A 12,683-nucleotide genomic window follows, 5' to 3' on the forward strand; every position below is an offset into this window, starting at 1 on the left:
TGGCGCGGGTGGCGGCGCCGAGCGAGGTGCGCACCCGCAACGCCGTCTTCAAGCTGGCGGGCTTCGACGAGCTGCCCGGCTGGCAGCAGGACGACCTGCGCGCCGGCTGGGGCGCGTTCCGCAATTCGTGCGAGGCGCTGCGCAAGCGCGACGAATGGCGCGAGATCTGCGACGCGTCGCAGCGCGTGCCGGCCGCCGACACGGCGGCGATGCGGGGCTTCTTCGAGAGCCGTTTCTCGCTGCTGCGCATCCTGAACACCGATGCGAGCCGCGAGGGCGACATCACCGGCTACTTCGAGCCGCTGCTGGACGGCCAGCGCCAGCGCAGCGCCGTCTACGACGTGCCGGTGCTGGGCGTTCCGCGCGACCTGTACACGATAGACTGGTCGAGGGTGCCGAAGGCGCAGCGGCGCGGCGTGATCGCGGTGCGTCCGGACGGCAACCAGCTGGTGGTGCTGCCGGCGCCGCAGGCCGGCAGCTACGCGATGGACCTGCGCCGCTTCGAGCTGGACGACCGGGATCGCCGGCTGCGCGTGCGGCTGACCGGCAGCGGGGCCACGGCCCGTGCCGAGCCGTACTACACCCGGGGCGAGCTGGAGGCGCTGAACCTGCCGCAGGACATCGGCGCGCCGGTGCTCGCCTGGGTGGCCGACGGGCTGGCGCTGTATGCGATGCAGGTGCAGGGCTCGGGGCGCATCCGCCTGCCCGACGGCAGCATCCTGCGGGTGCAGTACGCCGAGCAGAACGGGCATCCGTTCAAGCCGTTGCGGGTGGCAGCGGTCAAGAGCACGAAGGTCGTGACGCGCGGCACCGGTGCGGCGGCGGAGCAGCCGCAGGAGTTCGTGCTGGAGGACGACGAGGCGGTGGCGGATGAAGCACCGGTCGTGACGCGAGGCGGCAAGCCCGTGCCGGCGGCGCCGCGCAGCCCGTCGCGGGCATCGGACAGCCTCGTCGACCAACTGCTTGGCGGCGCAAAGGCGCCGGCAGCAGCGTCTGCGAAGGCGCCGGCGCGAGTCACACAGGGCCGGCTGGTATCCGACCCCAGCTATGTGTTCTTCAAGCCGGTGACCGACCGCCCGGCGGCCGAGGGCCCGCAGGGGGCGCTGGGCGTGCCGTTGACGGCGGGGCGTTCGGTAGCGGTCGACCCCAGGGTGACGCCGCTCGGCTACCCGGTGTTCCTCAGCGCGCCGGCGCCGTCGGGCTCGGCGATCCAGGTGCAGCGGTTGGTGTTCGCACAGGACACCGGCGGCGCGATCCGCGGTGCGGTGCGGGCCGACTATTTCTGGGGCTTCGGCTCCGAGGCCGGGCAGAACGCCCGAAGCACGAAGCACCGCGGGCAGATGTGGGTGTTGTTGCCGACGGCGGAGGCGAAGCGGCTTTCCAGCAGCCGGATCGTCACGCGGGGTGGCGCAGTCGCTTCCGACGTCGAGCCGGGGCAGTGCCTGGTGGCTGACGGAGACTTCTGCTCAGAGGCCGACTGATTTTGCAGAGCACCCGCACGCTCGTCGGTCACTTCAGTCTTTTCCCCCCRACAAGAGCKGGTGGTGCTTGGCGTCGCGGCGGGTGAGGGGCTGGGCTGGGGGCGATTTCTGAGGCGACGAAGAAGCTTGGCTTCGGGGGTGGCGCGCGCCAGCGCGCTTCGTAGACATGCTCATCGCCACTGTTTGACCACAACGAACGAAGTGAGTGGAGGGAGTTTGGCGATGCACCCCCGAAGCCGAGCTTCTTCGTGGAGTCGGCGCCMCCTGGGGCGACGACCGCCTCGGCATGAGCCACCAGCCCAGCCCCTCACCCGCCGCGACGCGACGCGGAGGACGACCGAACGACCGACCCAGGCATCCAATCCAGCAACGCCTGAACCAGATCCTGCGGATCGATCGGCTTGCTGACGTGCGCATTCATGCCAGCCGCGAAGCACTCCTGCCGGTCCTCGTCCATCGCCGCGGCCGTCATCGCGATGACCGGCAGGTGCTCGCCCTGCGGCAACTGCCGGATCACCCGCGTCGCCTGCGGCCCGTCCATCTCCGGCATCTGCATGTCCATCAACACCAGGTCGAAGGGGGCCTTGCGGACCCACTCCACCGCCTCCAGCCCGTTGTTCGCGACCGTCACCTCGAGCTCGCCGAGGGCCAGGAAGGCGAGCGCCACCTGCTGGTTCACGAGGTTGTCCTCGGCCAGCAGCACGCGCGCGCCGCGCAGCGGCTTCAGCTGCTCGGCGTAGCCGGCACTGCGCGACACCGCTGGCGTGCCCTTCGCCGGCTCGCCGCGCTGCAGCCGCACCACCGTGTCGAACAGCCGCGACGGCGTGACCGGCTTGCTCAGCACGCCCGTCAGCGGCAGCTCGCCCAGCGCCTCGCTGACCCGCTCCAGCGTGTGCGGCGTCGCCATCGCGACGATCGCCAGCGGCGGCGCGCCGCGCTCGGCCATGAGGCGCCGCGCCTCGTGCACGAAATCGAGATCCGCCGAACGCCAGTCGAGCAGCAGCAGCTCGTACGGCGACTGCGCATCGGCACGCTTCAGCTTGTGCATCGCGTCGCCCGCGAAGGCCGCGCTGCCCACCTGGAAGCGCCAGCTCTGCAGCACCTGCTGCAACACCACGCGCGCGGTCGGCTGGTTGTCCAGCACCAGCGTGCGCATGCCGCGGATCGCATGCAGGTCGATGCGCTCGGCACCCTCGTGCGCCAGCCCGAAGCGGGCGTTGAACGTGAACAGGCTGCCCTCGCCGGGCGCACTGCGGACCTCGATCGTGCCGCCCATCAGCTCGACCAGCCGCTTGCAGATCGCCAGCCCCAGCCCGGTGCCGCCATAGCGCCGCGCGGTGCTGCGCTCGGCCTGGCTGAACACCTGGAACAGCTGCCCCGCCTGCTCGGGCGTCAGGCCGATGCCGGTGTCGCGCACGCCGAAGCGCAGCTCGACGCCGTCCTCGTCACGCGACAGCAGCGCGGCACTGACGACGATCTCGCCACGCGACGTGAACTTGATCGCATTGCCGACCAGGTTGTTGAGCACCTGCGTCAGCCGCAGCGAGTCGCCCAGCAGCCGCTGCGGAATGGCCTCGTCGATCTCGAACACCAGCTCCAGCCCGGCCTCCTCGATCTTCACGGCGAACAGGTTGCCGACGTTCTCGATCGTTTCCTCCGGGCTGAACTCCTCGCTCTCCAGCACCACGCGGCCGGCCTCGGCCTTCGAGTAGTCGAGGATGTCGTTCAGCAGCGAGAGCAGGGCCTTCGACGAGGTCTGCACCTTGTTGAGATGGCCGCGCTGCTGCGCTTCGAGCCGGCCGTCGAGCACCAGCTGCGTCAGGCCGATCACGGCGTTCATCGGCGTGCGGATCTCGTGGCTCATGCTGGCGAGGAACAGGCTCTTCGCCGCATCGGCGGCCTGCGCCTGGTCACGGGCCAGGGCGAGTTCACGGCCGCGCCGGCGCTCGTCCGCATGGGCCTGCGCCAGGCGCGCGTACATCCAGCCGTTCTCCAGCAGCAGCTCGTACAGCACCACGCTGCAGGTCAGCAGACCGTACAGCCGGCCGGCGTAGAAGCCCAGGTCGTAGCGGCCGCCGTTCAGCATCGCCGACAGCGCGGTGTCGAACAGCCAGGCGCACAACGCCACCATCAGCCAGCGGTCGAGCACCGACTGGCGGCGCTGCTGCCACAGCAAGCCGAGCGTCAGCACCGTGACGACGCAGATCACCCCGACCATCCCGCGCAGCAGCGGCGTCGATTGCGAGCCCTGCATCACCGCCGGCAGCAGCGACGCACCCGCGGTTGCCAACGCGATCAGCCCCAGCGCCAGAGCGACCGTGAACAGCGGCACCGCGAACGGGTGCGAGGCGGCACGCGGGCCGCGGCGCGGCCACGCATAGGCCAGCACGAACAGCGGAAAGCCCAGGTGCCAGAACAGGTAGATCCACGCCGTGCTGTGCGGCCCCGCACCCAGCAGGCCCTCGGGCGCGAACAGCTCCGGGAAGCTCAGCGCATGGCCGACCACCAGCAGGGCCGCGAACAGGTAGCCGCTCGCCAGCACCGCCAGCGGCCGCGCCCGCAGCACGCGCGACTGGCCGAACAGCAGCACGGCGGTGATCAGGTCGTTGACGACCACCGCGGTTTCATAGAGGGCGATGAAGCTCGGGAAGGGCGCCAGCTTGACCTTTGCAAACGGTGCCAAGGCCAGGAACAGCAGGACGGAGACCACGATGATGGTCGTTGCGCGACGGCGCTGCGCCGGGCTGGCCGCCTGGTCCGGCAGGAACGCCGGGCCGTCATCGTCGGATGCTGCCGCGGGATCGTGCCCGATGGACGGCACGGCGGCGTCATGACTGATCCCCACGCCACCTCCCTGTCGACCGGCATGCCGGCCTGTGCGTGCGTATGTTCGTGTGCGTCTGATGAGCCCTTCCCTTATGCCCGGAAGTCGCGGTGCGTGCAACAAATGAAACCCGAAGGGAAGCCCCGTTGAAACACGCCGGCCGCACACTGCGGCACGACATCCCCGACCGAGCGAGGCCCCCATGAGCGATTCCCTGTTCCTGCCGCGTGAACTGTTCAACGCAGCGTCGGTGCCGGCGAAATCGACACGCCAGGCGCCCCCCACCGACGCGGTGCTCGACGACCTGCGCCGCATCACGACGCCGGTCGCCACCTACGGCAGCGGACAGAAGAATCGCCGGCGCAAGCCGCGCGACCCGAACGCACCCAAGGTCGACCTGTGGCTGGACCTGGCCGCCTGATTCAGGCCTGCAACGCGGCGCGCAGGTAGACGCGCAGCATCTCCTTCAGTTCCGCCAGCGCGGCGCGCGTGCCCGGCGCCGCCTCGGTGTTCAGCGTGACCGCCGCCTTCATCACCTGCTGAACCGCCACCGCCACCGCGGCCAGCCGCGCCTTCGCCAGGCCGGCCGCATGCGGCGCGAGGATCTGCGCCAGCTGCACGCGCATCGCCTGGCGCACCGCCTGCACCTGCGCGGCCGGCGCGCCGGGCGAGTCGACCAGCCGCGCGAACGACGGATGGGCAGCGCGGAACTCGATCAGCGCGACCACCAGCCGCGCACTCAGCTCATCGACATCCCAGCCGGCGCTCGCCTCGGCCATCGCGCCCAGCCGTGCCTGCAATTCGCCCGCCTGCAGCGCGATCACACCCTGCGCCACCTCGGGCTTGGTCGGGAAGAACTGGTAGAGCGAGCCGATCGACGAATCGGCGCGCGCCGCGATCTCGGTCATCGTCGCGGCGTCATAACCCCTCTCGGCGAACACCTGCGCCGCGGCACCGAGCAGCACCTCGACGCGCTGGTGCCCGCGCTGGCGGCGCACGCGTTCGACCGGCGCGGCATCGCCCGAGCCCGGGGCACTGGACTTTTGTGAGGACTTCCTCATAGAATTTGTTTTGCGAGGACACCCTCACAAATCAGCCGCTGAAGGATCCCATGCTATCTCTTGACTCCACACCGCTCGACCCCGCCCGCACCGCGCTCGTGCTGATCGACCTGCAGCAAGGCATCACCGGCTTCGGCCGCGCCCCGCACGACAGTGCCACGGTGCTCGCGAACGCCGCAGCGCTGGCCGACCGGTTCCACGCGCTGAACGCGCTCGTCGTGCGCGTGAAGGTCGGCTGGCACGCAGGCTTCCCCGAGCTGCTGACGCAGACCACCGACCAGCCCGCACCGTTGCCGCCAGGAGGGTTGCCGGCGCACTGGTGGGACGACCCCGCAGCGCTGCCGAGCGCGCCCGGCGACCTGCAGATCGTCAAGCGCCAGTGGAATGCCTTCCACGGCACCGAGCTCGACCTACAACTGCGCCGGCGCGGCATCGCGACGCTGGTGCTGGGCGGCATCGTCACGCACATCGGCGTCGAAGGCACGGCGCGCGCGGCCTGGGAGCTCGGCTACCAGCTGCTGATCGCCGAGGACGCCTGCAGCGCGCCGCTCGCCGAGCCGCACCTGGCGTCGATGCAGTACGTGATGCCACGGCTCGGCCATGTGCGCCGCAYGGCGCAGATCCTTTCTTCACCGGGCACGACACCGACCGACATGGTCTGACATTCAAGCCGCCGTCATACTGTCGGCCATGTCCGCATCCCGTGTCGCCTGGCGCGTCCTGCTCGCGCTGCTGCTGGTGTTCAGCCAGCAGCAGGCGGTGCTGCACGTGCTGGGGCATGCGCTGGAGCACCAGCGGCAATCGCTGGCGGCCTTGCCGCAGGCGAGTTCTGCCAATGCGGCCGACACCGACACGCTGTGCGCCCAGTGCCTGGCCTGCGCGCAGCTCGACCACCCCGCCACGCCGCAGGTGGCGCTGCCGGCGCTGTCGTCGGCGCGCTTCGAACTGGCCGCTGCCGCACCGGTCACCGCGCGCGATGCGCGCTTCGAGCCGGCCTACCTGAGCCGCGCTCCGCCCCTTTCGACGCTGTCCTGAACGTGCGCCGCGGCCGCTGGGCCGCGCGCCTTCGTGCCTGCCCGCGCGCTGTCGCCGCGGGCCCACCGGAACCACGCGTCATGAAGATCCATTCCCTGCTGCCGGCCTGCATTGCGCTGGCTTCCACCTTCGCTTCCCTTCACGCCCAGGCCCACGAGCCCGGCGCCCATGTGCACGGCGTCGCCGAACTGCGCGTCGTCGTCGACGGCCCCCAACTGCAGATCAGCCTCGAGAGCCCGCTCGACAACCTGCTCGGCTTCGAGCACGTGCCGCGCACCGACGTGCAACGCACGGCAGTGCGCCAGATGGCGCGCACGCTGCGCGATGCCGGCGGCGTGTTCGCACCGACCGCCGCGGCGCATTGCCATCTCACCACCGTGCGGCTCGCGTCATCGGCCGCACTCGGCGAGTCGATCGAGGCAACGCCGGCCGACGGCGACGGCCATGCCGACCTCGATGCCGACTTCAGCTGGACCTGCGACGCCCCGCAGGCGCTGGCCGGCGTCGACGTCGACCTGATGCGCCACTTCCCCAACCTGCGCCGGCTCAAGGTGCAGGTCGCCGCCCCCTCGGGCCAGCGCGCGCTCGACCTGCTGCCGGGCCGCCGGAGCGTCACATGGTGAGCCCGCCCCCCCTGCTGCAGGTGCAGCAGCTGCGCTTTCGCTGGCAGCGCGCGCTGCCGCCCTGCCTCGACATCGACGACTTCAGCGTGCAGGCCGGCGAGCGCGTCTTCCTGCACGGCCCGAGCGGCAGCGGCAAGAGCACGCTGCTCGGCCTGCTGGGCGGCGTGCTGGTGCCCGACGCCGGCCGCGTGACGGCGCTCGGCCAGGAGGTCTCCGCGCTGCCGGGCGCCGCGCGCGACCGCTTCCGCGTCGACCACGTCGGCTTCGTGTTCCAGCAGTTCAACCTGGTGCCCTACCTGAGCGTGCTCGACAACGTGCTGTTGCCGTGCCGCTTCTCGGCGCTGCGCGCGGCGCGGGCGCAGGCTGCCTCCGACGGCGACCTGGTGCACGAGGCGCGCCGCCTGCTGGAAGCGCTCGACCTGCCGCGCACGCTGCTCGCGCGGCCGGCCACCCAGCTCTCGGTCGGCCAGCAGCAGCGCGTGGCTGCGGCGCGGGCGCTGCTCGGCCGGCCCGAGCTGGTGATCGCCGACGAGCCGACCTCGGCGCTCGATGCGGCCACGCAGCAGCGCTTCATCGAGCTGCTGCTGCGCGAGTGCAGCGCCGCGCAGGCGACGCTGCTGTTCGTCAGCCACGACCGCCGGCTCGCCACGCACTTCACGCGCGAGGTGGCGTTGGCCGAGCTGAACCGCTCCGCCGTGCTGCAGCAGGAGGCCGCATGAAGCCTCTGCTGAAGATCGCGCTCGCCAGCGCCTGGAACCGCCGCGCGACGCTCGGCCTCGCGATCGCCGCGATTGCGCTGTCGGTCACGATGCTGCTCGGCGTCGAGCGCAGCCGGCTCGCGGCGCGCGAGGCGTTCGCGCAATCGGTGTCCGGCACCGACCTGGTCGTCGGCGCCCGCACGAGCCCGGTGCAGCTGATGCTGTACGCGGTGTTCCGGCTCGGCGAGGCGACCAACAACATCCGCTGGGCCAGCGCCGAGGCGCTCGCGAAGCGGCCGGGCGTCGCATGGACCATCCCGCTGTCGCTCGGTGATTCGCATCACGGCTTCGCGGTGCTGGGCACGAACACCGGCTACTTCGAGCACTTCCGCTACGGCTACCGCCGGCCGCTGGTGGTGGCCGAGGGGCGGGCGTTCAGCGGCAGCGTCGACGGCGTGTTCGAGGCGGTGGTCGGCGCCGAGGTCGCACGCTCGCTGCACTACGCGATCGGGCAGCGCATCACGCTGAGCCACGGCAGCGGCGGAGAAGGCTTGGCCGAGCATGCCGACAAGCCGTTCACGATCGTCGGCATCCTCGCGCCGACCGGCACGCCGGTCGACCGCACGGTGCACATCAGCCTGCAGGCGATCGAGGCGATCCACCTCGACTGGCAGGGCGGTGCGCCGATCCCGGGTCTCGCGATCGCGCCCGAGCTGGTGCGCAAGTTCGACCTGACGCCGAAGACGATCACCGCGGTGCTGGTCGGCCTCGAGCAGCGCGGCGCGGTGTTCCGGGCCCAGCGCGAGATCAACGAGTTCGACGGCGAGCCGCTGCTGGCGGTGCTGCCCGGCGTCGCGCTCGACCAGCTGTGGCAGGTGGTCGGCGTGGTCGAGCGCACGCTGCTCGCGGTGTCGGCGCTGGTGCTGGTGGTCGGGCTGGCCGGGCTGGTGGCGGTGGTGCTCGCAAGCCTGAACGAGCGGCGGCGCGAGCTGGCGATCCTGCGCTCGGTGGGCGCCGGGCCGCGCCACATCGCGGCGCTGCTGGTGGCCGAGAGCGTCGGCGCGACGCTGCTCGGCACCGCGCTCGCACTCGTGCTGCTGGCCGGCCTCTCGCTGCTCGCCGGGCCGTGGCTGCAAGGGCAGTTCGGCAGCGCGCCGGCACCCGGCGTGTCGGGCGTGGGGGAATGGAAGCTGATCGGCCTGGTGCTCGCCGCCGGCCTGGTGGCGGGGGGGCTGCCGGCGTGGCGGGCCTGCCGCTTGTCGTTGTCGGACGGCCTGACGCCGCGCCTGTGATGAAAGGAATCATGATGAACAGGATCGAGACAAAGACCGTCTGGAGTGGCGTGTTCGCGGCCGTGCTGGCCTTGTGCGGCGCCTGCAGCGATGCGGCCGACGGCCCGAAGGTGCCCGACAGCCCGAAGACCGATGCGGCCGATTACCGCATCGGCGACAAGCTGGCGCCGGCCGTCGCGGCGCGCGCCGCCAGCGCGGCGGTGGCCGGCGGCTACAAGCTGACGACCTGGGAGGACCTGACGCCGAAGGACTGGGACCCGATGAAGGACGTGCAGGCGCTGAGCTTCCGGATGTTCGGCGACGGCGATCCGCGCGCGCAGGCGGCGCTCGACCGGCTGAAGCGGGCCTGGAACAACGCGCCGACCAATGCCGCGATGGACCAGCAGCGGGTGCGCATCGCCGGCTTCGTCGTGCCGCTGGAAGGCGAGAGCGACCAGCTGCGCGAGTTCCTGCTGGTGCCCTATTTCGGTGCCTGCATCCACGTGCCGCCGCCGCCGGCCAACCAGACCATCCACGTGAAGCTCGCGAAGCCGCTGGCCGGCGTGCGCACGATGGACGCGCTGTGGGTCAGCGGCACGATCCACGCGGCCTTCAGCGACACGGCGCTCGGGACCTCGGGGTACCGGATGGAGGGGGATGTGACGGAGGCCTACCGGCGCAGCCGGTGAGTTCCTGGTGAGGGGCCATCGGCCGGCAGCGCAGTTGGTCCCTGCTTTCCGGCAGTTGGTCGCAAGCCGCTGGGCGCGCAAGAGGCGGACTCCTAGAGTTCACTCCATCGCAGCCCCGCTGCCCTGCCACACCAAGGAGCCCACCATGACCAGCCGCCTCTCCGCCATCGCCTTTGCCTTCGCCCTGCTCGCCACCGCTTCGCTCGGTTTCGCCGCGCAAGCCCATACCGCCGCACAGACGGCAGCCCGCGCCAAGGCCGACGCCGAGTCCCGCATGACGGTGATCCAGCTGCCGGCGGTGACAGTGATCGGCAAGCGCGTGCAGGCCAACGACGCCTGATCGCCGCCCTGCCCCCTCCATTGATGATTCCTCCCCGCCTGAAGCCATCTCCCAACATGTGATCTCCGGCTTCAGGCGTTTTTTCTTCCGTGGCCCTGCGCCGGCAGGGCCCTTGCCCAAGCGCTACGATGCCTGTCCCTCCCCGACCCGCTTCGCGATGGACAGCCTCGACCTGCAAGTGCTCACCCAGGCCCGCCAGTGGCGCGCCGACGGCCATGCCGTCTGGCTGGTCACCGTGCTCGAGACCTGGGGCTCCGCGCCGCGGCCGCCCGGCGCGCTGCTCGCGATGCGCGACGACGGCCTGGTGGTCGGCTCGGTCTCCGGCGGCTGCGTCGAAGACGACCTGATCGAGCGCGTGCGCACCGGCGAGCGCGTCGCGCGGCCGCAGCTGATCACCTACGGCGTCACGAAGGAAGAAGCCGCCCGCTTCGGCCTGCCCTGCGGCGGCAACCTGCGGCTGGTGCAGGAGCCGCTGCAGGACACCGCCTGGGTCGACGAGGTGCTCGAACGCACGCAGCGGCATGAACTCGTCGCCCGGCTGCTCGACCTCGACACCGGCACGGTGCAGGTCGAGGCCGCGTCGCGCGGCGACGGCTTCGCGTTCGACGGCCGCTGCTTGCGCGCACTGTTCGGCCCGCGCTGGCGGCTGTTGATCATCGGCGCCGGCCAGCTGTCGCGCGTGCTGGCGCAGATGGCGCTGGCGCTCGACTTCGAGGTCACCTGCTGCGACCCGCGCGAGGAATACCACCTCACCTGGGACGTGCCGGGCACGCAGTTCAGCAAGGCAATGCCCGATGACCTGGCGCTGGAGATGCAACTCGACCCGCACAGCGCCGTGGTGGCCGTCACCCACGACCCCAAGCTCGACGACATGGTGCTGCTGGAGGCGCTGAAGTCGCCGGCGTTCTACGTCGGCGCGCTCGGCTCGCGCAGCAACACCGCGAAGCGCCGCGAGCGACTCGCGATGTTCGACCTGTCGCCCACCGAGATCGACCGCCTGCACGGCCCGATCGGGCTGAACCTGGGCGGCAATTCGCCGGCCGAGATCGCGGTCTCGATCCTGGCCGAGATCATCGCGGTGCGGCACGGCGTGGGGGTCACGCAGAAGAAGCCGGTCGGCGCCGCCGTATCGGTATCGGCCTGACTGGAGCCCCACCGCTTGATCCCCTGGCTGCGCGACGCCCGCACCCCGCTGCCCGATACACGCCAGGCGTTGCCGCCCGGCTCGGACGCACCCGGGCTGCTGGCCGCCGGCGGCGAGCTGACGCCCGAGCGCCTGACCGAGGCCTACAGCCACGGCATCTTCCCGTGGTACAGCGAGGGCCAGCCGGTGCTGTGGTGGTCGCCCGACCCGCGCATGGTGCTGCCGGTGGCCGAATTCAAGCTGTCGCGCTCGCTGCGCCAGACGCTGCGCCGCTTCGCGCGCGATCCCGGCTGCGAGCTGCGCATCGACAGCGATTTCGCATCGGTGATCGGTGCCTGCGCCGGCACGCCCCGCGAGGGCCAGGACGGCACCTGGATCCTGCCGGAGATGGTGCAGGCCTACTGCCGCTGGCATGCGCTCGGCGCGGTGCACAGCTTCGAGACCTGGATCGACGGGCAGCTGGTGGGCGGCCTGTACGGCGTGTGCCTCGGGCGGATGTTCTTCGGCGAGTCGATGTTCTCGCACCGCACCGATGCGTCGAAGATCGCGGTGTCGGGCCTGGTCGCGTTCTGCCGGGCGAACGGCATCACGCTGATCGACTGCCAGCAGCGCACCGGTCACCTGGCGTCACTGGGGGCGCGGGAGATTCCACGCGAACAATTCGAAACCGGTTTGCCCCCCAGACTCAGGGAGCCCCCGGTGCGGGAATGGTCCTATGATCCCTCGATGTGGGCGCTGCTGGATCCCGGTGCGCCCGTGCAGGGACCTGGTTCGTGACCCATCCGAAAGAGCTTCCGCTCGCCTCGCTGCAGTTCTATGCCACCGCGCCGTACCCGTGCAGTTACCTGGGCGGCCGGATGGCGCGTTCGCAGGTCGCGACACCCAGCCACCTGATCCACGCCGACGCCTACTCGGGCCTGGTCTCCAACGGGTTCCGGCGCAGCGGCATGTTCACCTACCGGCCGTTCTGCGACGGCTGCCGCGCCTGTGTGCCGCTGCGCGTGCCGGTGGCGGGTTTCGAGCCGACGCGCAGCCAGCGCCGCGCCTGGAAGCAGCACCAGGGCCTGCAGGCGCGCGTGCTCCGGCTGTGCTTCGTGCCGGAGCACTACCAGCTCTACCTGCGCTACCAGGCCGGCCGCCACAGCGGGGGCGGCATGGACAACGACAGCATCGACCAGTACACCCAGTTCCTGCTGCAAAGCCGAGTCAACTCGCGGCTGGTCGAGTTCCGCGAGCCGGCGCCCGACGGGATGGGCGCGCTGAAGATGGTGTCGATCCTCGACATCCTGAACGACGGCCTGTCGGCGGTGTACACCTTCTACGAGCCCGAGCCGCGCACCAGCTACGGCATCTACAACGTGATGTGGCAGATCGAGCAGACCCGGCTGCTGAAGCTGCGCCACGTCTACCTCGGCTACTGGATCTCCGAGAGCGACAAGATGGCCTACAAGGCCGACTTCCGTCCGCACGAGGTGCTGCTGGACGGGCAGTGGCGCGACGCGCCCGCCGAGTGAAGC

Annotated in this window: 14 protein-coding genes; 12 read left to right on the plus strand and 2 right to left on the minus strand. The window is 71.1% G+C overall.

Translation table 11 applies throughout. The features are described 5' to 3' along the window. Positions 1–1,481, plus strand: a 1,481-nt coding sequence (mltA, locus tag AC1D1T_RS10780) for a murein transglycosylase A (RefSeq protein ID WP_477991869.1), incomplete at its 5' end; no start/stop codon positions are given. 307 nt (positions 1,482–1,788) lie between these two features. Here the strand turns inward: mltA and AC1D1T_RS10785 are convergent. Beyond that, positions 1,789–4,326 (minus strand): response regulator, encoded by a 2,538-nt coding sequence (locus AC1D1T_RS10785; RefSeq protein ID WP_477825119.1) that lies wholly within the window; start codon positions 4,324–4,326, stop codon positions 1,789–1,791. A gap of 181 nt (positions 4,327–4,507) precedes the next feature. Between AC1D1T_RS10785 and AC1D1T_RS10790 the strand changes: the two genes are divergently transcribed. Next, positions 4,508–4,726: a hypothetical protein gene (locus AC1D1T_RS10790; protein ID WP_465113312.1), complete on the plus strand. Its 219-nt coding sequence runs from the start codon at positions 4,508–4,510 to the stop codon at positions 4,724–4,726. A 1-nt stretch (position 4,727) separates the two neighbouring features. Here the strand turns inward: AC1D1T_RS10790 and AC1D1T_RS10795 are convergent, their stop codons facing one another. Further along, a complete protein-coding gene (locus AC1D1T_RS10795; protein WP_477825120.1) occupies positions 4,728–5,366 on the minus strand; it encodes a TetR/AcrR family transcriptional regulator in 639 nt (212 codons plus the stop codon). A 50-nt stretch (positions 5,367–5,416) separates the two neighbouring features. Between AC1D1T_RS10795 and AC1D1T_RS10800 the strand changes: the two genes are divergently transcribed. The 10 genes from AC1D1T_RS10800 to AC1D1T_RS10845 all read left to right on the plus strand — a co-directional run bounded on the left by AC1D1T_RS10800 (position 5,417) and on the right by AC1D1T_RS10845 (position 12,680). Further along, a complete protein-coding gene (locus tag AC1D1T_RS10800; protein ID WP_477991870.1) occupies positions 5,417–6,028 on the plus strand; it encodes a hydrolase in 612 nt (203 codons plus the stop codon). 28 nt (positions 6,029–6,056) lie between these two features. Continuing rightward, a complete protein-coding gene (locus AC1D1T_RS10805) occupies positions 6,057–6,401 on the plus strand; it encodes a hypothetical protein (protein ID WP_465113309.1) in 345 nt (114 codons plus the stop codon). An 80-nt stretch (positions 6,402–6,481) separates the two neighbouring features. Beyond that, positions 6,482–7,024, plus strand: coding sequence for a DUF2796 domain-containing protein (locus tag AC1D1T_RS10810; RefSeq protein ID WP_477825122.1), 543 nt, complete (start codon positions 6,482–6,484; stop codon positions 7,022–7,024). Then, positions 7,018–7,743: an ATP-binding cassette domain-containing protein gene (locus tag AC1D1T_RS10815; protein ID WP_477825123.1), complete on the plus strand. Its 726-nt coding sequence runs from the start codon at positions 7,018–7,020 to the stop codon at positions 7,741–7,743. The genes AC1D1T_RS10810 and AC1D1T_RS10815 overlap by 7 nt, the downstream gene beginning before the upstream one ends. Next, positions 7,740–9,014 (plus strand): ABC transporter permease, encoded by a 1,275-nt coding sequence (locus tag AC1D1T_RS10820; RefSeq protein ID WP_477825124.1) that lies wholly within the window; start codon positions 7,740–7,742, stop codon positions 9,012–9,014. Before AC1D1T_RS10815 ends, AC1D1T_RS10820 begins: the two co-directional genes overlap by 4 nt. Positions 9,015–9,028: 14 nt before the next feature. Further along, positions 9,029–9,682 carry a DUF3299 domain-containing protein gene (locus AC1D1T_RS10825; RefSeq protein ID WP_082004400.1) on the plus strand — a complete coding sequence of 218 codons (654 nt, stop codon included), beginning with the start codon at positions 9,029–9,031 and terminating at the stop codon, positions 9,680–9,682. Between the two features lie 145 nt (positions 9,683–9,827). Next, positions 9,828–10,022 carry a hypothetical protein gene (locus AC1D1T_RS10830; protein WP_047506063.1) on the plus strand — a complete coding sequence of 65 codons (195 nt, stop codon included), beginning with the start codon at positions 9,828–9,830 and terminating at the stop codon, positions 10,020–10,022. A gap of 157 nt (positions 10,023–10,179) precedes the next feature. After that, entirely contained in the window at positions 10,180–11,166 is a 987-nt protein-coding gene (locus AC1D1T_RS10835) for an XdhC family protein (RefSeq protein WP_465113305.1), read from the plus strand. A gap of 15 nt (positions 11,167–11,181) precedes the next feature. Then, positions 11,182–11,943 carry a leucyl/phenylalanyl-tRNA--protein transferase gene (gene aat, locus AC1D1T_RS10840; protein ID WP_465113304.1) on the plus strand — a complete coding sequence of 254 codons (762 nt, stop codon included), beginning with the start codon at positions 11,182–11,184 and terminating at the stop codon, positions 11,941–11,943. Beyond that, positions 11,940–12,680 (plus strand): arginyltransferase, encoded by a 741-nt coding sequence (locus AC1D1T_RS10845; protein WP_465113303.1) that lies wholly within the window; start codon positions 11,940–11,942, stop codon positions 12,678–12,680. Before aat ends, AC1D1T_RS10845 begins: the two co-directional genes overlap by 4 nt. Positions 12,681–12,683 lie beyond the last annotated feature (3 nt).

The sequence above is a fragment of the Rhizobacter sp. P2_H3 genome, assembly GCF_056403355.1.

Coding starts and splice junctions, on each gene's coding strand:
- AC1D1T_RS10790 (WP_465113312.1), top strand. CDS start 4,508: ATGAGCGATTCCCTGTTCCTGCCGCGTGAACTGTTCAACGCAGCGTCG.
- AC1D1T_RS10795 (WP_477825120.1), bottom strand. CDS start 5,366: ATGAGGAAGTCCTCACAAAAGTCCAGTGCCCCGGGCTCGGGCGATGCC.
- AC1D1T_RS10805 (WP_465113309.1), top strand. CDS start 6,057: ATGTCCGCATCCCGTGTCGCCTGGCGCGTCCTGCTCGCGCTGCTGCTG.
- AC1D1T_RS10810 (WP_477825122.1), top strand. CDS start 6,482: ATGAAGATCCATTCCCTGCTGCCGGCCTGCATTGCGCTGGCTTCCACC.
- AC1D1T_RS10815 (WP_477825123.1), top strand. CDS start 7,018: ATGGTGAGCCCGCCCCCCCTGCTGCAGGTGCAGCAGCTGCGCTTTCGC.
- AC1D1T_RS10820 (WP_477825124.1), top strand. CDS start 7,740: ATGAAGCCTCTGCTGAAGATCGCGCTCGCCAGCGCCTGGAACCGCCGC.
- AC1D1T_RS10825 (WP_082004400.1), top strand. CDS start 9,029: ATGAACAGGATCGAGACAAAGACCGTCTGGAGTGGCGTGTTCGCGGCC.
- AC1D1T_RS10830 (WP_047506063.1), top strand. CDS start 9,828: ATGACCAGCCGCCTCTCCGCCATCGCCTTTGCCTTCGCCCTGCTCGCC.
- AC1D1T_RS10835 (WP_465113305.1), top strand. CDS start 10,180: ATGGACAGCCTCGACCTGCAAGTGCTCACCCAGGCCCGCCAGTGGCGC.